This window comes from Nonomuraea sp. NPDC046570 (assembly GCF_040645915.1).
Taxonomy (GTDB): Bacteria; Actinomycetota; Actinomycetes; order Streptosporangiales; family Streptosporangiaceae; genus Nonomuraea.
This window is the reverse complement of sequence record NZ_JBEYZF010000028.1, coordinates 1-21,863: the sequence shown is the minus strand read 5'-3', so window position 1 is coordinate 21,863 and position 21,863 is coordinate 1. Positions and strand designations below refer to the sequence as shown.

At 68.6% G+C, this 21,863-nt stretch carries 25 protein-coding genes and 2 pseudogenes; 2 read left to right on the top strand and 25 right to left on the bottom strand.

Translation table 11 applies throughout. The annotated features are described in order from the left end of the window. Window positions 1-52: 52 nt before the first annotated feature. The 5 genes from frr to ABZ911_RS32655 all read right to left on the bottom strand — a co-directional run bounded on the left by frr (window position 53) and on the right by ABZ911_RS32655 (window position 4,134). Window positions 53-610 carry a ribosome recycling factor gene (gene frr, locus ABZ911_RS32675; RefSeq protein WP_358064711.1) on the bottom strand — a complete coding sequence of 186 codons (558 nt, stop codon included), beginning with the start codon at window positions 608-610 and terminating at the stop codon, window positions 53-55. Window positions 611-620: 10 nt separating this feature from the next. After that, a complete protein-coding gene (gene pyrH / locus ABZ911_RS32670) occupies window positions 621-1,319 on the bottom strand; it encodes a UMP kinase (RefSeq protein WP_358064891.1) in 699 nt (232 codons plus the stop codon). Between the two features lie 106 nt (window positions 1,320-1,425). Continuing rightward, window positions 1,426-2,259: a translation elongation factor Ts gene (gene tsf, locus ABZ911_RS32665; RefSeq protein WP_358064708.1), complete on the bottom strand. Its 834-nt coding sequence runs from the start codon at window positions 2,257-2,259 to the stop codon at window positions 1,426-1,428. A 90-nt stretch (window positions 2,260-2,349) separates the two neighbouring features. After that, the gene (gene rpsB / locus ABZ911_RS32660) at window positions 2,350-3,294 is read right to left on the bottom strand and encodes a 30S ribosomal protein S2 (RefSeq protein ID WP_358064705.1); all 945 of its coding nucleotides are present in this window, start codon (window positions 3,292-3,294) and stop codon (window positions 2,350-2,352) included. A gap of 222 nt (window positions 3,295-3,516) precedes the next feature. Next, window positions 3,517-4,134 carry a winged helix-turn-helix domain-containing protein gene (locus ABZ911_RS32655; protein WP_358064702.1) on the bottom strand — a complete coding sequence of 206 codons (618 nt, stop codon included), beginning with the start codon at window positions 4,132-4,134 and terminating at the stop codon, window positions 3,517-3,519. A gap of 70 nt (window positions 4,135-4,204) precedes the next feature. Here ABZ911_RS32655 and ABZ911_RS32650 point away from each other — a divergent pair, with 70 nt between their 5' ends. After that, complete coding sequence (locus ABZ911_RS32650) at window positions 4,205-5,524, top strand: MFS transporter (protein ID WP_358064699.1); 1,320 nt, start codon at window positions 4,205-4,207, stop codon at window positions 5,522-5,524. A 235-nt stretch (window positions 5,525-5,759) separates the two neighbouring features. Here the strand turns inward: ABZ911_RS32650 and ABZ911_RS32645 are convergent, their stop codons facing one another. Together ABZ911_RS32645 and ABZ911_RS32640 are read right to left on the bottom strand one after the other, a co-directional pair. Next, a complete protein-coding gene (locus tag ABZ911_RS32645) occupies window positions 5,760-6,257 on the bottom strand; it encodes a GNAT family protein (protein WP_358064696.1) in 498 nt (165 codons plus the stop codon). Between the two features lie 230 nt (window positions 6,258-6,487). Beyond that, entirely contained in the window at window positions 6,488-7,045 is a 558-nt protein-coding gene (locus ABZ911_RS32640; RefSeq protein ID WP_358064693.1) for a hypothetical protein, read from the bottom strand. 121 nt (window positions 7,046-7,166) lie between these two features. On the opposite strand from ABZ911_RS32640, the pseudogene ABZ911_RS32635 reads away from it, so the two are divergent. Next, window positions 7,167-7,442 (top strand): annotated as a pseudogene (locus ABZ911_RS32635) (M23 family metallopeptidase); the annotation flags it as partial. 50 nt (window positions 7,443-7,492) lie between these two features. On the opposite strand, the gene ABZ911_RS32630 reads toward ABZ911_RS32635, so the two are convergent. From ABZ911_RS32630 to ABZ911_RS32545, 18 genes and pseudogenes are all read right to left on the bottom strand, one after another. Continuing rightward, window positions 7,493-7,681 carry a hypothetical protein gene (locus ABZ911_RS32630; protein WP_358064900.1) on the bottom strand — a complete coding sequence of 63 codons (189 nt, stop codon included), beginning with the start codon at window positions 7,679-7,681 and terminating at the stop codon, window positions 7,493-7,495. Between the two features lie 1,067 nt (window positions 7,682-8,748). Next, window positions 8,749-9,624 (bottom strand): tyrosine recombinase XerC, encoded by an 876-nt coding sequence (locus tag ABZ911_RS32625; RefSeq protein WP_358064690.1) that lies wholly within the window; start codon window positions 9,622-9,624, stop codon window positions 8,749-8,751. A gap of 313 nt (window positions 9,625-9,937) precedes the next feature. Continuing rightward, window positions 9,938-10,135, bottom strand: a complete 198-nt coding sequence (locus ABZ911_RS32620; protein ID WP_358064897.1) for a hypothetical protein — start codon at window positions 10,133-10,135, stop codon at window positions 9,938-9,940. Between the two features lie 76 nt (window positions 10,136-10,211). After that, window positions 10,212-10,304, bottom strand: a pseudogene (locus tag ABZ911_RS32615) (iron transporter); the annotation flags it as partial. A gap of 571 nt (window positions 10,305-10,875) precedes the next feature. Beyond that, complete coding sequence (dprA, locus tag ABZ911_RS32610) at window positions 10,876-12,168, bottom strand: DNA-processing protein DprA (protein ID WP_358064687.1); 1,293 nt, start codon at window positions 12,166-12,168, stop codon at window positions 10,876-10,878. An 83-nt stretch (window positions 12,169-12,251) separates the two neighbouring features. Continuing rightward, window positions 12,252-13,787 carry a YifB family Mg chelatase-like AAA ATPase gene (locus ABZ911_RS32605; protein WP_358064684.1) on the bottom strand — a complete coding sequence of 512 codons (1,536 nt, stop codon included), beginning with the start codon at window positions 13,785-13,787 and terminating at the stop codon, window positions 12,252-12,254. Further along, complete coding sequence (locus ABZ911_RS32600) at window positions 13,788-14,141, bottom strand: YraN family protein (protein WP_358064681.1); 354 nt, start codon at window positions 14,139-14,141, stop codon at window positions 13,788-13,790. A 108-nt stretch (window positions 14,142-14,249) separates the two neighbouring features. Beyond that, complete coding sequence (locus ABZ911_RS32595) at window positions 14,250-14,573, bottom strand: DUF2469 domain-containing protein (protein WP_068895098.1); 324 nt, start codon at window positions 14,571-14,573, stop codon at window positions 14,250-14,252. Continuing rightward, the gene (locus ABZ911_RS32590; protein WP_358064677.1) at window positions 14,570-15,277 is read right to left on the bottom strand and encodes a ribonuclease HII; all 708 of its coding nucleotides are present in this window, start codon (window positions 15,275-15,277) and stop codon (window positions 14,570-14,572) included. The genes ABZ911_RS32595 and ABZ911_RS32590 overlap by 4 nt, the downstream gene beginning before the upstream one ends. 50 nt (window positions 15,278-15,327) lie before the next feature. Next, entirely contained in the window at window positions 15,328-15,909 is a 582-nt protein-coding gene (lepB, locus tag ABZ911_RS32585; RefSeq protein ID WP_358064674.1) for a signal peptidase I, read from the bottom strand. A gap of 8 nt (window positions 15,910-15,917) precedes the next feature. Next, window positions 15,918-16,784 carry a signal peptidase I gene (gene lepB, locus ABZ911_RS32580; protein WP_358064671.1) on the bottom strand — a complete coding sequence of 289 codons (867 nt, stop codon included), beginning with the start codon at window positions 16,782-16,784 and terminating at the stop codon, window positions 15,918-15,920. A gap of 144 nt (window positions 16,785-16,928) precedes the next feature. Then, a complete protein-coding gene (rplS, locus tag ABZ911_RS32575) occupies window positions 16,929-17,291 on the bottom strand; it encodes a 50S ribosomal protein L19 (protein ID WP_358064668.1) in 363 nt (120 codons plus the stop codon). Window positions 17,292-17,422: 131 nt separating this feature from the next. Further along, window positions 17,423-18,205, bottom strand: a complete 783-nt coding sequence (gene trmD, locus ABZ911_RS32570) for a tRNA (guanosine(37)-N1)-methyltransferase TrmD (RefSeq protein WP_358064665.1) — start codon at window positions 18,203-18,205, stop codon at window positions 17,423-17,425. Next, the gene (gene rimM, locus ABZ911_RS32565) at window positions 18,205-18,711 is read right to left on the bottom strand and encodes a ribosome maturation factor RimM (protein ID WP_358064662.1); all 507 of its coding nucleotides are present in this window, start codon (window positions 18,709-18,711) and stop codon (window positions 18,205-18,207) included. The genes trmD and rimM overlap by 1 nt, the downstream gene beginning before the upstream one ends. A 72-nt stretch (window positions 18,712-18,783) precedes the next feature. Continuing rightward, window positions 18,784-19,029, bottom strand: coding sequence for an RNA-binding protein (locus ABZ911_RS32560; protein WP_344879671.1), 246 nt, complete (start codon window positions 19,027-19,029; stop codon window positions 18,784-18,786). Window position 19,030: 1 nt separating this feature from the next. Further along, a complete protein-coding gene (gene rpsP, locus ABZ911_RS32555) occupies window positions 19,031-19,507 on the bottom strand; it encodes a 30S ribosomal protein S16 (protein WP_358064659.1) in 477 nt (158 codons plus the stop codon). Window positions 19,508-19,699: 192 nt separating this feature from the next. Next, window positions 19,700-21,256 carry a signal recognition particle protein gene (ffh, locus tag ABZ911_RS32550; RefSeq protein ID WP_358064657.1) on the bottom strand — a complete coding sequence of 519 codons (1,557 nt, stop codon included), beginning with the start codon at window positions 21,254-21,256 and terminating at the stop codon, window positions 19,700-19,702. A gap of 73 nt (window positions 21,257-21,329) precedes the next feature. Then, a partial coding sequence (locus ABZ911_RS32545) for an ATP/GTP-binding protein (protein ID WP_358064654.1) occupies window positions 21,330-21,863 on the bottom strand: 534 nt, incomplete at its 5' end.

Below are 21,863 nucleotides of genomic sequence, written 5' to 3'. Positions count from 1 at the left end.
ATATGCCACGGTCCTCGCACCGTGAGGGGTGCGAGGACCATGCGAGCGCCGCTCAGATGTCGAGCAGCTCGGTTTCCTTGTGCTTGAGCAGCTCGTCGATCTTGGCGACGTGCTTCTGGGTGAGCTCGTCGAGCTCCTTCTCCGCGCGGCGGACCTCGTCCTCGCCGGCGTCGCCATCCTTGATCATCTTGTCAAGGGTCTCCTTGGCGGTGCGCCGGATGTTGCGGACGGAGACCTTGGCGTGCTCGCCCTTCGTCCGCGCGACCTTGATGTACTCCCGGCGGCGCTCCTCCGACAGCTCGGGGAAGGCGACGCGGATCACCGCGCCGTCGTTGCCGGGGTTGACGCCGAGGTCCGAGTCACGGATGGCCTTCTCGATCGCGCCCATCGAGCCCTTGTCGTAGGGCTGAATGATGATCATGCGGGCCTCGGGCACGTGGAACGAGGCCAGCTGCTGGATCGGGGTGGGCGTGCCGTAGTACTCGGCGTTGATCTTGTTGAACATCGACGGCGTGACCCGGCCCGTGCGGATGCCCGCGAAGTCCTCCTTCGCGACCGAGACGGCCTTGTCCATCTTTTCCTCGGCTTCGAGGAGGGTTTCGTCGATCACTGTTCGCTCCCTATTTCCCTGCCGGACTCACCAGCGTGCCGATCTTCTCACCGCGGACCGCGCGCAGGATGTTGCCCTCGCCCATCAGGTCGAAGACCACGATCGGCAGGTCGTTCTCCCTGCACAGACTGATGGCGGTCTGGTCCATAACCGCGAGGTCGCGCACGAGAACCTCCGCGTAGTCGAGGTGGTCGAAACGGACCGCGTCGGGGTTCTTCCGCGGATCGGAGTCGTAGACCCCGTCCACCTGAGTGCCCTTGAGCAGCGCCTCCGCGCCGATCTCCAGCGCCCGCTGGGCCGCGCAGGTGTCGGTGGAGAAGTAGGGCGAGCCGAGGCCCGCGCCGAAGATGACCACGCGGCCCTTCTCCAGGTGCCTGATCGCCCGCCTGGGCAGGAAAGGCTCGGCGACCTGCTGCATCGTGATGGCCGTCTGCACACGGGTGTCGATCCCGCGCTTCTCCAGGAAGTCCTGCAGCGCCAGGCAGTTGATCACGGTGCCCAGCATGCCCATGTAGTCGGCCCTGGCGCGGTCGATGCCCTGCTCGGACAGCGCCGCGCCGCGGAACATGTTGCCCCCGCCGACCACCACCGACACCTGCACGCCCTCGCGGACGGCCTCGGCGATCGAGTCGGCCAGATGGCCCACCACCCCACCGTCGATGCCCAGCGGCTCACCGCCGGCGAAAGCCTCACCGGACAGCTTGAGCATGACTCTCTTGTACGACGAAGCCGCCGGCGTAGCGGGCTCCTGGTTCTCCTGCACGGCGGCGGCCTCCTCGGGTGGCGGTTCTGTCTGGCTGGAAGCTGACCTAAGCCTAAGCCTGGCCGACCTTGAAGCGGACGAAGCCCAGCACCTTGACGCCGTTCTCGTCGGCGTACTTGGCGATGGTCTTCTTGTTGTCCTTCACGAATGCCTGCTGCAGCAGGGTGAAGTCCTTGTACCAGCCGTTGACCCGGCCTTCGACGATCTTGGCGATCGCGGGCTCGGGCTTACCCTCCTCGCGGGTCATCTCCTCGAAGAGCGCGCGCTCCTTCTCGACGACCTCGGCGGGGACGGACGCGGCGTCGAGGTACTTCGGCGCCATCGCGGCGGCGTGCTGCGCGATGTCCTTGGCGACCTCGGCGTTGGCCTGGTCGAGCTGGACCAGCACGCCCACGGCCGGCGGGAGCTGCGGGTCGGTCTTGTGCATGTAGGCGCCGATGTAGCCGCCCTCGAGCACCGCGAAGCGGCGGATCTCGATCTTCTCACCCAGCGCGGCGTTGGCCTCGTCCAGGTGCTCCTTGACGGACTTGCCGCCGAAGGCGGACTCGAGCAGGCTCGGCACGTCGGCGGGCTTGGTCGCCAGGATGTGCTCGACGACCTGGCCGGCCAGCTCCTGGAAGCGCTCGCCCTTGGCGACGAAGTCGGTCTCGCAGTTGAGCTCGAGCAGGGCCGCGGCGGAGTCGCCGTCCTGCTTGAGCGCGACGAGGCCGTTGGAGGCGGTACGCGCCTCGCGCTTACCGACATCCTTGGCGCCCTTGAGGCGCAGGATCTCGACGGCGCGGTCGAAGTCGCCCTCGGACTCCTCGAGCGCCTTCTTGCAGTCCATCATGCCGGCGGCGGTCAGCTCACGAAGCCGCTTGACGTCGGCCATGTTCACGGAAGCCATGGTCTTCTTCCTCGTGGAGTTTCGTCGTGGATCGGGTGGGCGCCAATCCGGCGCCCACCCTGCGGAGCTCTTGCTGTGTACGGCGGAGCGTCAGGCCTGCTCGTCCTCAGGCTTGGCCTCGGCCTCGGCCTCGACCTCGGCCTCGGCGACCTCGACGTCGGCGGCGTCCTCGACCGGGGCGGCCTCGACGACGGCCTCAGCCGCGGCCTCGTCCTCCGCCACGGCCTCAGCGGCGACGGCGGTGTCCTCAGCCGTACGCGCGTCGGCGCCCTCGATGAGCTCGCGCTCCCACTCGGCCAGCGGCTCGGCGGCGGCCGGCTTCTCGTCACCACGAGCGGCGCCGGAACGGGCCATCAGGCCGGCCGCGACCGCGTCGGCCACGACGCGGGTCAGCAGGCCGACGGCGCGGATCGCGTCGTCGTTACCCGGGATCGGGTAGTCGACCTCGTCCGGGTCGCAGTTGGTGTCGAGGATCGCGACGACCGGGATGCCGAGCTTGCGAGCCTCGCTGATCCCGATGTGCTCCTTCTTGGTGTCGACGATCCACACCGCGCTGGGCACGCGGCCCATGTCGCGGATACCGCCGAGCGTGCGCTCCAGCTTGTCCTTCTCACGACGGCGCATGAGGAGCTCCTTCTTGGTGAGCCCCGAGCCGGCGACGTTGTCGAAGTCGAGCTCCTCGAGCTCCTTCAGACGCTGAAGCCTCTTGTGCACGGTGGAGAAGTTGGTGAGCATGCCACCCAGCCAGCGCTGGTTGACGTACGGCATGCCGACACGGGTGGCCTGCTCGGCGATGGCCTCCTGGGCCTGCTTCTTGGTGCCGATGAACAGGATCGTGCCGCCGTGGGCGACGGTCTCCTTGACGAAGTCGTAGGCACGGTCGATGAACGACAGCGACTTCTGCAGGTCGATGATGTAGATGCCGTTGCGCTCGGTCATGATGAAGCGCTTCATCTTCGGGTTCCAGCGCCTGGTCTGGTGACCGAAGTGAACGCCGCTCTCGAGCAGCTGTCGCATGGTGACGACGGGGGCCATGTGCTGGTCCTCCAGGTCGGCGCGCCCGTTTGGGACGGGCGCGGTTCTCGGTTGTGCGCGGCGGCCGATCGGCCGTCGCCCTGATGCCCCCGAGCCCGTTCCAGCCGGATTTCTCATCCGGACCGAGGGAGCGGTTCGCGATGGGGCATGCGAAGTCGGCCTGTCACTGACAGGCCATCGAAAAGTCTACCGCGCGAGCGGCCCCGGGCTGACCGTCGCCGGTCAGGCGCGCCCGTGGTCCTCCGTGGGCAGCCCCGGGGTGCGGCGTTCGGCGATGGGGAAGACGCTCACGATCGACTGGCTCAGCCGCGCCCCCTCCGGAACCTGCGACCTGTCCCTGGCCGCCGCCCTGAAGGGGTCGACGAGCTGGGAGATCTGCTCGACCAGCCGCCCCATCTCCGCCGCGTCCAGCAGCAGCGTGGCGCGCTGCCAGTGGGCGGCCTCCCGCCACTCGCGCGACTCGCCGTTGATCGCGGCCATCGACCGCTTCAGCTCCTCGTGGGCGTCGTCGTAGAAGGTGCCGATGAGCAGCTCCTTGGCCGCCCGGACGTCCGGCGTGTCGTCGGGTTCCTGCTGGACCGACAGGCCGCCCTCCACCGCGCGCCACAGCCGCTCGCGGCCGTCGCCGCGAGCCGGGGCGTCCTCGACGAAGCCGTACTTGGCCAGCATGCGCAGGTGGTAGCTGGCCGCGCTCGGGGTGATCCCCACGATCTCGGCCACCTCGGTCGCGGTCGCCGGGCCGTCCGCACCGAGGCGGTTCAGGATCTCCAGCCGGGCGCTGTGGGCCAGGGCCCGCATCGCCTTGGGGTCGCTGAGCGGCGGCCGGTTCTGCTGCGTCATGCGCAAACCGTACCCGCTGGCCGATATGAAGTATTGCCTTCACAGTTGTGAAGGGTTATCTTCACATTTTATGAAGGGAACCTTTCACGAATTGCCGCTTCGGAGGCAGCGGGAGTACCGGCTGCTGTGGTCGGCCAGGACCGTGTCGATCACCGGCTCGGAGGTCTCGCGGCTCGCCGTACCCCTGACCGCCGTCACCCTCCTCGCCGCCGCGCCCATCGAGATGGGCCTGCTCACCGCCGCCGCGTCGCTGCCCGCGCTGCTGTTCGGCCTGCAGGCGGGCGCGATCGCCGACCGGCTGAGACGGCACCGCCCGCTGATGATCGGCTGCGAACTCGCCGCCGCCGGAGCCGCGCTGACCGTGCCCGCCGCCTGGGTACTCGGCCTGCTGACCGTCCCCTGGCTGATCGCCGTCGCGCTCGTCATCGGTACGGCCGGGGTGCTGTTCCGGGCGGCCAACTTCCCGTACACCGCCGCCGCCGTGCCCCCCGGCCAGCGCACCGAAGCCCTCGCGGGCTTCCAGGCGTCCTACTCCGTGGCCTCCGTCACCGGCCCCGGCCTCGCCGGGGCCCTCGTCCAGCTCCTCACCGCACCCTTCGCGGTACTGGTCGAGGGACTGTCCTTCCTCGGCTCCGCGCTCCTGCTCCGCGCCATGCGCACACCCGAGGACCACACCCCGGCCGCCCCCAAGGGCCTGTGGCGCGAGGTCCGCGAAGGGCTCCGGGCCAGCCTCACCACCCCCACACTGCGTGCACTGCTCGGCGCCGGGACCACGGTCAACTTCTTCTTCACCGCGTCCAACGCCGTCTACCTGCTGTACGCCGTGCAGGACCTGGGCCTGTCCGGCGGCCTCCTGGGCGCGCTCATCGCGATCTCGGGCGCGGGCGGACTGCTCGGCGCCTGGGCGACGACGCGGATGGCCAGACGCTTCGGCGAGGACAAGGTACTGCGCTACTCCATCCTGCTGTTCCCGCTGGACCTCGTCGTCGTGGCCACCGTCTCCGGGCCCGTCTGGACGGTGTTCGCCGCCCTGGCCGCGACCGGCCTGATCATCGGCGGGGCCGTCGTGGCGTTCGCCACCTGCGTGGGCACCGTCGTCCTGCGAGACGCGCCGGAGCACCTGCGCGGGCGGATCAACGCGACCATGACGTTCGCCATTCAGGGGGTGATCGCGGTGGGGAGCGTGGTCGGCGGAGTGCTCGGCGAGCTGATCGGCCTACGGGAGACCATCTGGCTCTCCGCCGCCGGAGCCGCACTCAGCATCCTGTGGATCTGGCGCTCCCCCTTCCGCCCCACCCGCCCCCGCCCCCTCCCCACCGTCCCCGGAGACGCCGCCCTGAGCAAAGCCATGCGAGACCTGTCGCTCCACAAATCCCAGCCCCTGGTATGACCCACCTCCCGGCACCTGCCCGCCGACATCGGACGTGCCAGGTGAGTACGTGTCGGTGGCCCCGCGACGCCCGATGGGGTGGTGGCCAGGCCACCAGGACGGCTCCGAAGCACCCGGCACCCTCACGGACCGAGCATCCTCACAGAACCCGGCAGCCTCCCGGATCAGGCAGCCTCATAGAGTCGCCAGCCACTCGACACAGGCTTTTCGCGAATCAGGCGACCTCGCGAGGCCATTAGGCCAGTTCCCCAGCAAGCAGATCCATCAGTAGTCCGTCGTGGAACCGCCCCGTGGCAGGGTCGCGCTCGTAGGCCCGCATCACTCCGACCGGCCGGAAGCCGACACGCTGATAGCTCCGGATCGCGGCCTCGTTGTGCGCGGCGGGATCGATCGTCAACCGGTGATGCCCACGCACATCGATGAGCCATCGCGCCAGCGTACGAACCGCCTCGGCCCCCAACCCCTGCCCATGCCATTCCGGATCGAGAAAGATGTCGATCCCCGCATGCCGGTACATCGGATCCTCCTCCTCGTGGTACTGAATCCCCCCGATGACCTCACCATCCAGCTCAATCACCAACAAACCCTCAAAGTCATCAACAGGCCCCCACCACCTGGCCACCTCCGGCGCCAGCCTGATCTCCACCAGCCGCCCCACATCCCCTTCCACAACCTCCCGCAAAACCACCCGCTCACCCCGAAGCTCCACAACTCCCCCTTCCAGCAACCCCATCAACTCTCCCCTCACTCACCCACAACCCTCACAAGCTCCCCACCATCCACAGCCTCTCCCTTTCTTCCGCGTCTACCCCTTCCCGCCTTCCTCCCGCCGCGATCCCGCCCCACCTCCTACCTGCTCCTGCCGCGTTCCCGCTCCACTTCCTTCCGCCGCCCTCTGCTTTTCCGGTTCTGCCTCCCTTCACGAAACGAACCCGACTCCACTTTCCTCGGACTTCGCCCGATTCACGCCTCCGAGACCACCCTCCTTCCACAGCCCCCACCCTCAAGACCACCGCCGTCCACAGAACGACGTTCACCCCCGTTTTTCCCAAGCCTCCACCCGCAAGCTACGGCTATGCCTCGCCTCCCAAAGTCCGCCTTCATCTGCAGCGTCATCAACGCCAGCACGCTCACCCTCCTCGCAGCCGCCCTCCGCTTCACCCTCCTCGCGTCCACCGCGACCGCGTCCGCAACCTTGTTCTCCCTCACATTCATCACCCCCGCACTGGCCACCCCCATCACGCCTGTGCTCACCGCTTGTCCCTTCGCCCTCCCTTCACTCACCGGTTCGCCCCGCACCGCGCCCCACCCCAGCGCCCCGCACGGCCCGCCCTCCCCCACACTCATCACTCCCACGCTGCTCGGTCCAGCCTCCACCGCATTCACCGACCGGCCACCCGCCGCACTCATCACCCCCGGGTTCACCGATCCCCCCTCTGACACGCCCGTCACCTCGGCATTCACCACCAGCCCGCCTTCCGCCACGCTCATCACCTCGGCACTTACCACCTCGGGATTCACCAGCTCCTCGTCGTCCGCAACAGCGCCCCTGCCCGCCTGGCGCTGGCCCCTCGACGGCCGCCCAGAAGTTCTGCGCCGCTTCACCCCGCCCCCCGAGCCCTGGCTCACCGGCCACCGAGGCGTGGACCTGGCCGCAGCCCCCTCAACCCCCGTCTTGGCGGCAGGCGCAGGCACCATCCACTTCGCCGGCCGCGTGGCAAACCGAGGCGTGGTGACCATCACACACCCCAACGGCCTCCGCACGACCTACCTCCCGGTCCAGACCTCAGTACGACGCGGCCAAACCGTCACGCCTGGAGCCCACATCGGCACACTCGAGAACTCCCCCAACCTCGATGACTTCCCCAGCCACTGCCAGGTGTCCTGCCTCCACTGGGGCTTACTCAGAGGATCCCGCTATCTGGACCCCCTCCTCCTGCTAGGCCAAGCCACCATCCGCCTGTACCCCTACTGGAACACCTCCGCCACCTCCCGCCCTGCCACCCAATCCACACCCCCACCGCATACCGCAACCCCCACCTCCACCCCCACAGACGACACCGCGACCTCCATGAGCTCGTCTACGCCCCTGCGCTCTCCTTCAACGTCCACGACCACGTGCAGCGTCGTCGCCCTCTTGATCGTCCTGACCACCATCGCCTCAATCCACCGCCGCCACCACCGAGCCCACCAGCCCCCGGATCAAGAGCAAAAGCGTCTCCGAATCAGACCCCGCACTGTCCCCCTCACCCGCCTCAGCCACAACCGCAGCCGCAGCGACAGCGACAGCGACAGCGACAGCGACAGCGACAAAACGCCATCACAGACGACGCCATTGCGAGCACAACACCCCTTCAGCGCTGGGGGTTAAGCAGCGCCGTGTCATGGGCATGCGGAACGGCCAGCCCCAGCCCCAAACCGCCTGCAACGGCAGCGGAAAGCGGAAAGCGATTCGCGGTGTGCAAGTACAGGGTGAGAAACACGCACACGTACATCAAGGCCCCAGACAGCGACCTAGTCGAACGGGCACCCCACCCAGAGCGCAACAAGCGGTCCACGCCCGTCAATCTCCGAAGACGTACACCGATACCCCGAACCACACGCCACATCCCCCGTGTCGCCAGGCGCTACCCAGTCCGTCCTGGCAAGGGACGTAGACCACGTCGGACCAAGACCCTCAAAGGGCACCGGCGCCGTGCCGGACGGCAACGCGTAAAACTGACCCCGCGTAACCACGGCCACGTCTTCAAGAGCAATCACGCTGGTGCTCGCTGCAGTTGTGGCCCCGGTCAGAATTCGAGTTGCTACACAAGTTCAATGAGGGCCATTCACAGGGCGCGCAGCATGCAAGTACCCAGCCCGCCCCTTCAACGCACATACGCCACGCGAGCACCGACAGCCCGTTCACGGGGACGCGTAGGCCCCGTGCTACCGGAGCAGCTCAATCACCGGACGCGTACTCCGCGCGTAACCGAAGCAGCTCGAACACCGACTGCGTACACCACGCGTGACCGAAGCAGCTCGATCACCAGAGACGCACTCCACACCCTACGAGGCGCGTGCGTCATGCCAAGGGCAGGTACGCCAAGCCGTGCAGGGCACATGCTCCACGCCGTAGGCCGCTTACCCGATTCGCCGCCCCGGCCTCGCTCGCCGTCCCAGCCGCGGAATCCACCTTGCCCGCGCACCCCCTAGCCACACGGCCGGAACTCCCCAGTGCGGGTTCAAGCGCGTGGGTGCGCCTGGCGATATGCGGCGCGAAGACGTTCGATGGAGACGTGGGTGTAGATCTGGGTGGTGTTGAGCGACGCATGCCCGAGCACCTCCTGGACGCTGCGCAGATCGGCTCCCCCCTCCAACAGGTGAGTGGCCGCGGTGTGCCGCAACCCGTGAGGCCCCATATCGGGCACCCCCTCCACCTGCCTCAACCGCGCATGCACCACCCGCCGTACCGTCCCAGCGTCTATACGGCCCCCACGAACCCCAAGAAACAGCGCACCTCCTGACCCTTCACGAACCCAGAGCGGCCGCCCGTACACACACCACCGATCAAGCGCACGCACCGCCGGCACCCCAAACGGCACCGATCGCTCCTTACCCCCCTTACCAAGAACTTTGACGACGTGCCGCTCACGATCCACGTCATCAACATCCAGCCCGCAAAGCTCACTAACCCGTACACCAGTCGCATAGAGAAGCTCCAAGATCGCCTGATCCCGCAACTCCTTGGGCTCACTACCCTCCGCCCCCTCCAGCACCGCCCGAACCTGCCCTTGATCAAGTACGGCAGGCAGTCCCTTGTCCGCCTTCGCACTCCCCAACAACAGCCCAGGATCGTCGGCCAACCACCCTCGCCGATAGCAGAAGGCGGTGAACGTCCTGGCACAAGCCGTACGTCGCGCCAGCGTCGCCCTGGACAACCCGGCATCGTGCTGCCCGCCCAACCACTCCCGCAGCGCCCCGACATCGAGTCGGCCGACCTGTCCCCCCACATGCGCCATCAACGAAGCGACATCAGCCAAATAGGCCCGCAAAGTATGCGGCGACACCCCCCGCTCAAACCGCAAATACTCCTCAAACTCCACCAAAACCTCGCCCATCCCCACTCCACTCCCTCACATAACCCACCCCGCCACCCCCATCATCACCATCCCCCACACCTCCAAGCCCCTCCCGTCTCGAATCACATGCCCAACCCGAACGGCTACCCCGCAAACACCACAAACCGACCCCACTCACCCCAGTCGTGGATCCCGTCCCTCACACACGAAGCGCAGGCACAGGCCACGCATCGGCTCGACTCAGGCGAGCGCAGGAACGGACACGGCCATGGCACATGCAGAAGAACACAAGAGCGGGCGACACCCAGGGCACGGACATAGGCGAGAAGAGGCACACGCACGAGCACAGGGGTCAAAGGCGGGCCGGACGGTCACGAGTAGTCACAGGCGAGCCCGGTCCCGGGGCACAGGGGTCCGTCGGCTGGGCCGCGATGTTGAACATGCCGCTGAGCAGGGCCGAGTACCACGCGCCCGGGTCGAGCACGGCGCCGAGGTCGAAGGCCTGGCTGGTCAGGCCGGGCAGGACGGCCGCCTCCTGGAGGTCGTGCACGCCGTACTTGAGGATGCACGATCGAGGTGAGCACGCCGAGGCTGATCCCGATCAGCGGGGTCGCGGTGGCGGAGGTGCCCTGGGCGGAGGCGAAGAACAGCAGCGAGGTCTCCAGTCCCTCCCTGACGACCGACAGGAACGCCATCACCGCCACCGCGACCGAGCCCACCTGGAGCGCCTCGCCCAGCTTGGCCTTCAGGTCGGCCGAGATCTTCCGCCGCGCATCCAGCGAGGTACGAGGTACGGGATCCCCTGGCACGGGCGTCCCGAGGTACAGAGTCCTGAGGTCCGAGGTGCAGGGTCCCGACGTACGAGGTCCTGGGCCACGGGGTTTCGAGGTACGGGGTTCCGAGGTACGGGGTTCCGAGAGATGCGGGGTCCCAAGGTACGGGGTACGGGGTACGGGATGCGGGGTGCGCGGGTTCCGGGGCACAGGCGAGCACGAGGCACGGGCGAGCGGGGGGCACAGGTCAGGCAGGAGCGCGGGTGAACGACGGTCTCAGGCACCACTCACGAGGCTCACGCTCACATCTCACGTATCGACCCCGCAACCCAGACAAGGACAGGAGAACAGACGTGGAAGCGGGAGGTGATGGTGGGCGGCAGGAGTCGCGATTACAGGGTGGAGGCGGGGAATGCAGGTTCTGGTGCATCGAACGAGAGGGAAGGTGAAAGTTAGGGCCATCCAGGACTCCAAAACGGCCGGGGGCTGGATCAGCAGTGCGAAACGTGCATCGGAATCAATGGCGATCGGAACTGGTGGGGTGTGTTCTGCGGATGCGCCAGCCGTTGGGGACTCGTTCGACGTAGCCTGCGGCGGCGAGGTGGCCGAGGGAGCTCAGGGCCACGTCCAGGTCCACACCTGCCGCCACCGCGATCGAAGCGGGGCCGGCGCCGCCTCGGGCGGGTATCGCGTCCAGGACCCGTCGGCTGGTCTCGCTGAGGGTGTCGCGGGGGACGGCGGGGCCGCGGGAGTCCGGGGCGAGGTCAGTGCCGATGGCGCCCACCAGGTCGATCAGCTCCTCCGGGGTGGTCACGCATACCGCTATTCCTTCGCGCAGCAGGCGGTGGCAGCCTGCCGAGACTGTTGAGGTGACAGGGCCGGGGACGGCGGCGAGGTGGCGTTGGAGGGTGAGTGCGTGGCTCGCGGTGTTGAGCGCGCCGCTGCGCAGTGCCGCTTCCACGACGAGGGTGCCTCTCGACAGGGCGGCGATCAGCCGGTTACGGATGAGGAAGCGGGCGCGGGTCGGGTGGACGCCGGGTGGGCACTCGCTGAGAACCACGCCCTGGTCGCGTATCGCGGCGAACAGATCGTGGTGTCCGCTCGGGTAGCAGACGTCCGTTCCGCAGGCGAGGACGGCGATGGTGGGGGCTCCCCCGGCCAGGGCGCCTCTGTGCGCGGCGCCGTCGATGCCGTACGCGCCTCCTGAGACGACGCTCCAGCCTGACTCGCTCAGCCCCGCGCCGAACTCCGCCGCGACGTGTACGCCGTACCCTGTGGCCGCGCGGGCGCCCACCATGGCGACCGAGCGCAGGCAGGCGAAGCGGAGATCCACCGAGCCGTGTACCCACAGGCCCAGGGGGCGGCTGTGGCCGAGGGCGTCCAGTTGGGTGGGCCACTGCGGGGTGCCGGGGATGATGAGCCTGGCACCCGGGCTCTCTCCCTGTTCAAGGTCGGCCCTGGGGTCGGTGTCCTTGATGCGCGCCCGCCAGACGCGCAACCGTCGTTCGAGCTCGGCGCCACGAGCCGGGGCGTCGTCTCCGCCGAGAGTGTCGTGAGTCTGTGCTTCACCTCTGTCCGTGAGGGCAGTCTCCTGCTCCCTGCGACTGCTCCCGTCGAGGGTGCCCCCAGCCCCTTCTCGAATCAGCTTCACGACCGCGACGGCGCCATGTGCGGCGACCAGGCGGCCCATCAGCGTGTCTCCCACGTCGGCGGCCCGCATGAGCGTCACCCTGGCGAGCACCTCCGCCTCTCTCGCGTTCGAGCGATGCGCGAACGCCGATGCCCCCTCGTCGTCAGACCTCGATGCCACCACAGCACCCACCGCCGATCCTCCTTGCTGATTCCGAGCAGCCGCCGTTCCGCGACCGCGCCAACGCGTCACAATCTCGTGGGTCAGAAGCCCACGCCGAGCCACATGGCAAGGGCTGAGGAGGTCTCGTCGGGGCCGGGCCGGGTCTTGCCGGCGAGGTCGCTGAGGGTCCAGGCGACCCTGATCACCCGGTCCAGACCGCGGGCGCTCAGTGCGCCCGAGTCCAGGCAGGCGGTCACCGGCTTCATCGCCGCGTCCGAGGGCCGGAACTGGGCGTGCAAGGCGGTGGACGGGACCTCGGCGTTGGTGCGCCAGGGAGTGCCCCCCAGACGCACGGAGGCCCGACGGCGAGCGAGGCACACCCGTTCGGCGACGACCTTGCTCGGTTCGACGAACTGGCGGTCGGCCATCAGCTCGCGTCTGGAGGACGGTGCCACGGTCACTTTCAGGTCGATCCGGTCCAGGAGCGGGCCCGAGAGCCTGCCCAGGTAGCGGCGTCTGAGTGTCGGCGAGCAGGCGCAGGCGTCGGTGGATCCGGCGGGGCGGGCGCACGGGCATGGGTTGGCGGCGAGGACCAGGGTGAATCTGGCGGGGAAGGTCACGGCGCCGACCGAGCGGGCGATGGTCACCTTGCCCGACTCCAAGGGCTGGCGGAGTGAGTCGAGCACATGCCGGGGGAACTCGGGGGCTTCGTCGAGGAAGAGTGTGCCCCGGTGGGCCAGTGACACGGAGCCCGGGCGGACCATGGCGCTGCCGCCGCCGACGATGGCCGCGACGGTGGCCGTGTGGTGCGGGCTGACGAAGGGGGGCCTGTTCAGCATGGGGCTGTCCGGTGGGAGGACGCCGGCCACCGAGTGGATCGCCGTGACTTCGAGGGCCTGGTCGAGTGCGAGGTCGGGCAGGAGGGTCGGCAGGCGCTCGGCCAGGAGGGTCTTGCCGGTGCCGGGCGGGCCGAGCATCCACAGGTTGTGGCCGCCCGCCGCGCAGACCTCCAGGGCGCGCCGGGCCAGCGGCTGGCCGACGACGTCGGACAGGTCTCCCACGGCGCGGATCTCGGACGGCGGGGGTTCGGCGTGCTCCGGTCGCGGTGCGGCGGGCGGCTCGCCACCGGTGCGCAGCCACTCCACGAGCTGGCGCAGATCCGTCACCGGAATGATCTGCATGTCGGGGACGAGGGCTGCTTCGGCGGCGTTGGCGGCGGGCACGACGACGGCCCGGCCGCCGCTGGTGGCCGCGCCGAGGACCGAGGGCAGGACGCCGCGCACGGGCCTGAGCCGTCCGTCGAGGCCCAGCTCGCCGAGGAAGAACGGCTCGGCCACCCGGTCGGCGGGCACCACACCGGCCGCGCCGAGGATCGCCACGGCGATGGCCAGGTCGAACTGGCTGCCGCGTTTGGGCAGCGTCGCGGGGAAGAGGCTGACGGTGATGCGGGCGTCGGGCCAGGGGTAGCGGCTGTTGATCATGGCTGAGCGCACCCGGTCGCGGGCCTCGCTCAGCGCCGTGTCGGGCAGGCCGATCAGGTGGATGCCGGCCAGGCCGTTACCGACGTCGGCTTCGATCTCGACGCTGCGCCCGGCCACGCCGATCACGGCCACGCTGCGGGTGCGCGCCACCGCCATCTAGATCGCCCCCCGCACATGGCGGAGCGCGAAGTCGTCGCCGACGCGTTCCAGTGCGATGACGTCGACGCGGACGGACGCGAACCGCCGCGGCTGGGCGGCCAGCCATTTCGCGGCGAGCATGCGCAGCCGGGCCAGCTTGGCCGGGCGGACCGATTCGAGCGCGGTGCCGTGGGTGCGGCCTGAACGGGTCTTCACCTCGACGATGACCAGCCTGGGGCCTTCTTCGGCGATCACGTCGATCTCGCCCAGGCGGCATCGCCAGTTTCGGTCGATGATGTGCATGCCTTCGGCACGCAGATAGTCGACGGCGAGTTGCTCACCGCGTCTGCCCAGCTCGTTTCTCGCGGCCATGGGACCACCTCCGGTCCCGAGGTTCGCGTACCCGGGGCAGGAGGTGAGAAGCCGAACGAGGTTCTGTGGAAGACGGGCGCGAGGTCCGTGCGGGCTGTGGAAAACCCGCTAGCCCGAGAAGCCTTCCTTGGGCATCTCCAGGTCAGACTTGGCCAGTTCCTCTACGTTGACGTCCTTGAACGTCACAACCCGCACATTCTTGACAAAGCGTGCAGGTCGGTACATGTCCCAAACCCAGGCGTCCTGCATCTTCACGTCGAAGAACACGTCGCCGTTCTCCGCCGTACGCACGTCAAGATCCACCGAGTTGGTCAGGTAGAACCGCCGCTCCGTCTCCACCACATAGGTGAACAACCCGACGACATCCCGGTACTCGCGGTAAAGCTGCAGCTCCATCTCGGTTTCGTACTTCTCGAGATCCTCTGCGCTCATCGCGTCCTCCCTGTCGCACCCGTACCCCGGTCCGCCTCACCAGGCAACGCCGGCCCCCATCTCATTGTCGCCCATCTACCCACCGTGACGAACGAGAAGCGGTGGTGCGCGCACGGACCATGGTCCTCCAGCGCGCGCCGGTGCCGGGGCGTCACGTACCCCTTGTGCTCGGCGAAGCCGTACTGGGGATGATCGGTGTCCAGGGACACCATCATCCGGTCACGTGTCACCTTCGCCACGATCGACGCCGCCGCGACGCACGCGGCGACCTGGTCTCCCTTCCACACCGCCAGCGACGGCGCGGGCAGGCCCGGCACGGGGAAGCCGTCGGTGAGGATGTACTCGGGGACGAACGGCAGCCGCGCGACCGCCCGGCGCATCCCGGCGATGTTGCTCTTGTGCAGCCCGCGCGCGTCGATCTCCTCCGGCGGGATCACCACGACGCCCACGGACGCGGTCGCCATGATGCGTTCATACAGCTCTTCTCGTACGGCGGGCGCCAACGCCTTGGAGTCGGCCAGCCCCGCGATCTCCCGGCGCAGCACGACCGCGGCCACCACCAGAGGACCGGCGCACGCGCCCCGGCCCGCCTCGTCGACGCCCGCGATCGGAGCCAGCCCCCGCCGCGCCAGCGCCCGCTCGTAGGCGTAGAGCCCGCTGTCACGCCGGACAACGCTGGGACGAGGGCGAAACGCAACTGTCATGACACAGGCAGCGTACGCCCCAATAGCCGCAAACGGCGACCGAAAAGGGCTCAGTGGACGTTGGCGAATGTCTCGGGCCGCGACAGGATCGTCATCCGCGACAACGGCCAGTAGATGGCCCACGCCCGCCCCGTGACCTCGTCCTCGTCGATCCAGCCGCCGGGCAGGTCGACATGGTCGCGGGAGTCGGCGGAGTTGGCCCGGTGGTCCCCCATCAGCCACAGCTTGCCCTTGGGCACCGTGACCGAGAACTTGTCCCCGGAGGGATAGTCGCCGGGGAACAGGTAGTCCTTCTCCTCCAGCGCCACCCCGTTGACGGTGAGCCGCCGCTTGGCATCACAGCACACCACCTTGTCCCCGCCCACGCCGATGACCCGCTTGATGGTGTCCTCGCCGTTCCAGCCCTTGAAGACGACGATGTCGCCGCGCTCGGTCTCGCCGTGCAGCTTGTTGACGCTCACCCGGTCGCCGATGAGCAGCGTCTTCTCCATCGACTCCGACGGGATCCAGAACGACTTCACCACGAACGCCTGCAGCAGCAGGGCCACGCCCACACCGACCACCAGCAGGAAGAGCGTCTCGCGGACCGCGCTCTTCTTCTTCACCTTCTCCGGCTCTTCAGTCACGGCCATGGATACGGCTACCGCCTCGAAAGCCAGCGACGACGCACCAGCACCAGCGGCACCGCGAAGGCGAATCCGGCCACCAGCGGGACGGCTCCGCCCACCGCGCCCGCCGCCTTCAACGCGGGCTGCGAGAACGTCTCGGGAATGGACAGGGTGGTGGCCCTGGAGAACGGCCACACGATGACGAAGGCCCGGCCGATGACCTGGCCCACGGGAATGGACCCACCGCCGGGATCGTGGGTGTGCTCGCGCGAGTCGAGCGAGACCTGCCGATGGTCACCCATCACCCAGAGCCGGTCCTTGGGGACCTTGGCCTCGAAGAACTTCTGCGAGGGCACGTTGCCCGGATAGAGGTAGCTCTCCTCGTTGATCGCCACGCCGTTGACGGTGATGCGGCCCTTGGAGTCACAGCACTTCACCGTGTCGCCGCCGATGCCGATCACCCGCTTGATGTAGTCCTTCTCACCGGGGACCACGCCGAAGGCGGTGCCGACCCAGCGGAAGAACCCGGCGATCGGATTGGACGGCTCCTCGAACTGGACCTCGCCGTCCCAGGAGTCGACACCGGAGAACACCACGACGTCGCCGCGTTCGATGTCCCTGGTGTGGTAGACGAGCTTGTTGACCAGGACCCTGTCGTTCTTGAGCAGGGTGTTCTCCATCGATTCCGACGGGATGTAGAACGCCTGGATCACGAAGGTCTTGATAATCAGGGCCAGCACCAGCGCCACGACGACAAGAACGGGTAGCTCTTTCCAGAACGACCCCTTCTTGTCCTTCTTGCCGCCCTTGGCTGGCTTCTGGGTGTCTTCCGCGACCACGTCCACCTCGTCCTCGACAGGGCGGCGCGCAGCGCCGAACTCCTGGCTCTCGCTAGTCATCGCTGACGAGCCTAGATGATGCCCGGCCTCCGCACGCCTCGACCGACGGTACACCCGTACACAGGTCGCTCCACATAAAGGAAATGCCCCCGCAAAGAACGCATGGCCCGTGACCGGGAGGTCACGGGCCATGCTACGCCTGGCCTACTTGGCGGGCAGGGCGTCCCGCTTCTCACGGATGCGGGCGGCCTTGCCGCGCAGGTCGCGCATGTAGTAGAGCTTCGCCCGGCGGACGTCACCGCGGGTGATGAGGCTGATCTTCTCGATGACGGGGCTGTGCACCGGGAAGGTGCGCTCGACGCCGACGCTGTAGCTGACCTTGCGGACCGTGAAGGTCTCGCGGGAGCCGCTGCCCTGCCTGCGGAGCACGAAGCCCTTGAAGACCTGGACGCGGGAGCGGTTGCCTTCGACGACGCGCACGTGCACCTCGAGCGTGTCACCGGGACGGAAGTCCGGGACGTCGCTGCGCAGGGTGGCCTTCTCAAGCGCCTGGATCTTCGTGTGCATGACTGGAGTTTCCTCAAATTTCGCGAGCACGCGGAGGTCCACCCGGCCGCGCTCGGTGAGCGCCGCGACGAGGGGGACACGCTTGCTGGTCTGAATGACAACAGGCGGCCGACGATGGGCACACCCGCGACTCAGTTTGCCACATCTTCCGGCCCGGCGCGAAACGACAGCTCGTCCAGCAGCCGCCGGTCGTGCTTGTCAAGCCCCGCGGGGTCGAGCCCCGCGACCAGATCGGGCCTGTTCGCCACAGTACGGCGGAGCGCCTGATCCCGGCGCCACCGGGCCACCTTGCCGTGATGCCCGGACAGCAGCACCTCCGGCACCTCCCGCCCGCGCCACACCGGCGGCTTGGTGTAGACCGGCCCTTCGAGGAGGTTCTTCATGGCGCCGGGCGCGAAGGAGTCGTCGACCGCGGAGTGCGCGTTGCCCAGCACGCCGGGCAGCAGCCGCCCGATCGCCTCCACCATGACCAGCACCGCCACCTCGCCACCGGCCAGCACGTAGTCGCCGATGCTGACCTCGTCGACCGGCAGGCGGGAGCCGTACTCGGCCATGACCCTGGAGTCGATGCCCTCGTAGCGTCCGCAGGCGAACAGCAGCCACGGTTCGGTGGCGAGTTCCTGGGCCAGTTCCTGGGTGAAGGGGCGTCCGCTCGGGGTGGGGACGAGCAGGCGCGGGCGGCCCGCGGGGCCGATGACCGAGTCGATCGCCTCGCCCCACACCTCGGGCTTCATGACCATGCCGGGGCCGCCGCCGTACGGGGTGTCGTCGACGGTCTTGTGCACGTCGTGCGTCCAGTCGCGCAACTGGTGCAGGTGCACGTCGAGGGTGCCGCGCTCGCGGGCCTTGCCGATCAGCGAGACGTCCAGCGGGGAGAAGTACTCGGGGAAGATCGAGATGATGTCGAGGCGCATCAGTCCTCCAGCAGGCCCGGCGGCGGGTCCACCACGAGGCGGCCGGCCTGCAGGTCGACCTCGGGCACGAGGGGCTTGACGAACGGGATGTAGGCCTCGGCCGCGGCCGGGCGCCGTACCACCAGGAGGTCCTGGCCGTGGTGCAGGACGTCGGTGACCTCGCCGACGGCGGTGCCGTCGACGGTGACCACGGACAGCCCGATGAGCTGGTGGTCGTAGAACTCGTCGGGGTCGTCGAGCGGCTGGACCTCGCTGGAGTCGATGACCAGCATGGTGTTGCGCAGTTCCTCGGCCTCGTCGCGGGAGGTGACGCCGGCGAAACCGATCAGGAGCACGCCCTGGTGCCAGCGGCGGCTCTCGATGGTCAGCGGGCCCGCGCTCGCCGGGTCGGTGACCAGTACGGCCCCGGCCTCGAAGCGCAGCTCCGGATCGTCGGTGCGCACCTCGACGGTGACCTCGCCGCGGACGCCGTGCGGGCGGCCGATCCTGCCGACGACTAGCTGCACGAAAACCTACCTTCCTGGAAAGCGAGCAGCGCCCCCACCGGAGGACCGATGGGGGCGCGCACGGCTGTGTGACTAGCGAACGGCTTCGTGCAGGTCGAGCAGGTCGACCCGGACGTACTTGCCGTCGGACAGGGCGTTCACGACTGTGCGGAGCGCCTTGGCCGTACGGCCGCCGCGGCCGATGACCTTGCCGAGGTCCTCGGGGTGCACCCGGACCTCCAGCACGCGCCCGCTGCGAATGCGGCGAGCACGGACCCGGACATCGTCGGGATGTTCGACGATGCCCTTAACGAGGTGCTCGAGAGCCTCCTCGAGCACGTCAGGCCTCGCCTTCCGTCTTCTCCTCGGCCGGAGCCGGGGTCTCGGCGGCGGCTTCGGCGCTGTCGTCGGCCTTCGCGGCGGCGGCCTTCTTCGGCTTCCGCTGCGTGGTGGCGCTCGAACCGGTGTCGCCACCGGACAGGGCCTCCTTGGCCGCGGCCTCGTAGATCGCGTGACGGTCGGCCTTGGGCTCGGCGACGAGGAGCGGCGCCGGGGCCGCCTCGCCCTTGAACTTCTGCCAGTCACCGGTGAGCTTGAGGAGCTTGAGAACCGGCTCGGTCGGCTGCGCGCCGACGCCCAGCCAGTAGGCCGCCCGGTCGGAGTCGACCTCGATGCGCGAGGGGTTCTCCTTCGGGTGGTAGAGACCGATCTCCTCGATCGCCCGGCCGTCACGCTTGGTGCGGCTGTCGGCGACGACGATGCGGTACTGCGGGTTGCGGATCATGCCGAGCCGCTTGAGCTTGATCTTGACTGCCACTGGTGTGGTCTCTCCTGCATTAGAGCGTGGGTGAACGGCGTCTCATCGAGTGGGGCACGATGCGAGGTCCGTTCGAGGGACAGGCGTGACCGGCGGGAGGTGAGAGGGCACCCGCGTGGTCACGATGTTCCAACATGCCATTGTGCCAGATGCCAGGGCGTGCCCACGCCCTGGCAGGGCCCAAAACGCGGTCTACTTCTGACCGGGAAGGTTGAGCTTGGACGGGTCGAAGCCCGGGGGCAACTCCATGCCGGGGGGCAGCTTGCCGCCGAGGTTGCCGAGCAGGCCGCCCGGCTTCGCCGCGGCGGGCGGGGCCTCGCCCGATCCGGCGCCCTTGCCCAGCGCGGCCTTGCGCGGGTCGCCGCTGACGCGCCGCCCCTTCTTGGCCTTCTTCTGCGCCTTGGCCGCCTTGCCGGCCCGGCCGCCGGGCATGCCCGGGATACCCATGCCGCCGGCCATCCGCTTCATCATCTTCTGCGCGTCGAAGAAGCGGGTGACCAGGTTGTTGACCGCGGAGACCTCGACGCCCGAGCCGCGGGCGATGCGCGCCCGCCGTGAGCCGTTGATCATCTTCGGGTCCTGGCGCTCGGCCGGGGTCATCGAGCGGATGATCGCGGCGATGCGGTCCAGGTCGCGGTCGTCGATGGAGTTGAGCTGGTCGCGCATCTGCCCCATGCCGGGCATCATGCCGAGCAGGTTCTTGATGGGGCCCATCTTCTGGACCATCATCATCTGCTCGAGGAAGTCCTCAAGGGTGAAGTTGTCGCCGGAGGCCAGCTTGCCCGCCATCTTGGCGGCCTGGTCCTCGTCGAAGGTCTTCTGCGCCTGCTCGATCAGGGTGAGGATGTCACCCATGTCGAGGATGCGGGAGGCCATCCGGTCGGGGTGGAAGGCGTCGAAATCCTCGAGCTTCTCACCGGTCGACGCGAACATGATCGGCTTGCCGGTGATGTGCCGTACCGACAGGGCTGCGCCGCCGCGGGCGTCGCCGTCGAGCTTGGTGAGCACCACGCCGTCGAAGCCGACGCCCTCCATGAAGGCCTGGGCCGTGGTCACGGCGTCCTGGCCGATCATGGCGTCGACCACGAACAGGACCTCGTCCGGCGTGACCGCGTCGCGGATGTCGGCGGCCTGCCTCATCAGCTCCTGGTCGATGCCCAGGCGACCGGCGGTGTCGATGATGACGACATCGTGCTGCGCGCGCCTGGCCTGGTCGAGCGACTGACGGGCGACCTCGATCGGGTCGCCGACGCCGTTGCCGGGCTCGGGGGCGTAGACGGCCACGCCCGCGCGCTCGGCCACGACGGCGAGCTGCTGCACGGCGTTGGGGCGCTGCAGGTCGGCCGCGACCAGCAGCGGCGCGTGCCCCTGCTCGCGCAGCCACCTGGCGAGCTTGCCCGCCAGGGTGGTCTTGCCCGCGCCCTGCAGACCGGCCAGCATGATGACCGTCGGCGGGGTCTTGGCGTAACGGAGCCGGCGGGTCTCGCCGCCGAGGATCCCGATCAGCTCGTCATTGACGATCTTGACGACCTGCTGCGCCGGGTTCAGCGCCTGGGAGACCTCGCTGCCGCGGGCGCGCTCCTTGACCTGGGCGACGAACGCCTTGACCACAGGCAGCGCGACGTCCGCCTCGAGCAGCGCGATGCGGATCTCGCGGGCGGTGGCGTCGATGTCGGCGTCGGACAGCCGACCCTTGGATCGGAGAGAGGAGAAGACCGATGTCAGCCGGTCGGAAAGCGTCTCGAACACGTGGTAGGCCAGTCCTCGAAGCGAATATGCGTGGTCTGCGACTCGGCCTCCCAGCCTAACCGCTGTTGGGGACCTAGCGACCCCAACCCGGCACGGCCATCCGGACGGTGAGCGCGTGCTCCACCAGATTGATCAGCGCGCTCTTCACCGAATCGCGGGACCTCGCGTCCAGCCGGACCACCGGCACGTGCGCGGACAGCGTGAGCGCGTCGCGCACCTCCGCCTCGCTGTGCAGGTACTGGCCGTCCCAGCCGTTGACGCCGACGACGAAGGGCAACTGTGCTTCTTCGAAGTAGTCGACGGCGGGGAAGCTGTCGGCCAGGCGGCGGGTGTCGACCAGCACGACGGCGCCGATCGCGCCGCGCACCAGGTCGTCCCACATGAACCAGAAGCGGTGCTGGCCGGGTGTGCCGAACAGGTACAGGATGAGGTCGCGGTCCAGGGAGACGCGGCCGAAGTCCATCGCCACCGTGGTGGTGGTCTTCAGCGGCGTCATACCGAGATCGTCGATGCCCTTGGAGGCGTCGGTCATGACCGCCTCGGTGGTCAGCGGCAAGATTTCCGACACCGCTCCCACGAAAGTCGTTTTGCCCACTCCGAAGCCGCC

Bases quoted from the DNA above. Each gene is read 5' to 3' on its own strand.
- ABZ911_RS32645 (WP_358064696.1), bottom strand. From the start codon at position 6,257: ATGGGGTTGCTGGAAGGGGGAGTTGTGGAGCTTCGGGGTGAGCGGGTG.
- ABZ911_RS32590 (WP_358064677.1), bottom strand. From the start codon at position 15,277: ATGACAGTTGCGTTTCGCCCTCGTCCCAGCGTTGTCCGGCGTGACAGC.
- ABZ911_RS32605 (WP_358064684.1), bottom strand. From the start codon at position 13,787: ATGGCGGTGGCGCGCACCCGCAGCGTGGCCGTGATCGGCGTGGCCGGG.
- lepB (WP_358064671.1), bottom strand. From the start codon at position 16,784: ATGACTAGCGAGAGCCAGGAGTTCGGCGCTGCGCGCCGCCCTGTCGAG.
- ABZ911_RS32600 (WP_358064681.1), bottom strand. From the start codon at position 14,141: ATGGCCGCGAGAAACGAGCTGGGCAGACGCGGTGAGCAACTCGCCGTC.
- rpsB (WP_358064705.1), bottom strand. From the start codon at position 3,294: ATGGCCCCCGTCGTCACCATGCGACAGCTGCTCGAGAGCGGCGTTCAC.
- lepB (WP_358064674.1), bottom strand. From the start codon at position 15,909: ATGGCCGTGACTGAAGAGCCGGAGAAGGTGAAGAAGAAGAGCGCGGTC.
- ABZ911_RS32595 (WP_068895098.1), bottom strand. From the start codon at position 14,573: ATGAGCGCAGAGGATCTCGAGAAGTACGAAACCGAGATGGAGCTGCAG.
- ABZ911_RS32625 (WP_358064690.1), bottom strand. From the start codon at position 9,624: ATGGGCGAGGTTTTGGTGGAGTTTGAGGAGTATTTGCGGTTTGAGCGG.
- trmD (WP_358064665.1), bottom strand. From the start codon at position 18,205: ATGCGCCTCGACATCATCTCGATCTTCCCCGAGTACTTCTCCCCGCTG.
- pyrH (WP_358064891.1), bottom strand. From the start codon at position 1,319: ATGCTCAAGCTGTCCGGTGAGGCTTTCGCCGGCGGTGAGCCGCTGGGC.
- ABZ911_RS32630 (WP_358064900.1), bottom strand. From the start codon at position 7,681: ATGGTGGTCAGGACGATCAAGAGGGCGACGACGCTGCACGTGGTCGTG.
- rplS (WP_358064668.1), bottom strand. From the start codon at position 17,291: ATGCACACGAAGATCCAGGCGCTTGAGAAGGCCACCCTGCGCAGCGAC.
- ABZ911_RS32655 (WP_358064702.1), bottom strand. From the start codon at position 4,134: ATGACGCAGCAGAACCGGCCGCCGCTCAGCGACCCCAAGGCGATGCGG.
- ABZ911_RS32650 (WP_358064699.1), top strand. From the start codon at position 4,205: ATGAAGGGAACCTTTCACGAATTGCCGCTTCGGAGGCAGCGGGAGTAC.
- tsf (WP_358064708.1), bottom strand. From the start codon at position 2,259: ATGGCTTCCGTGAACATGGCCGACGTCAAGCGGCTTCGTGAGCTGACC.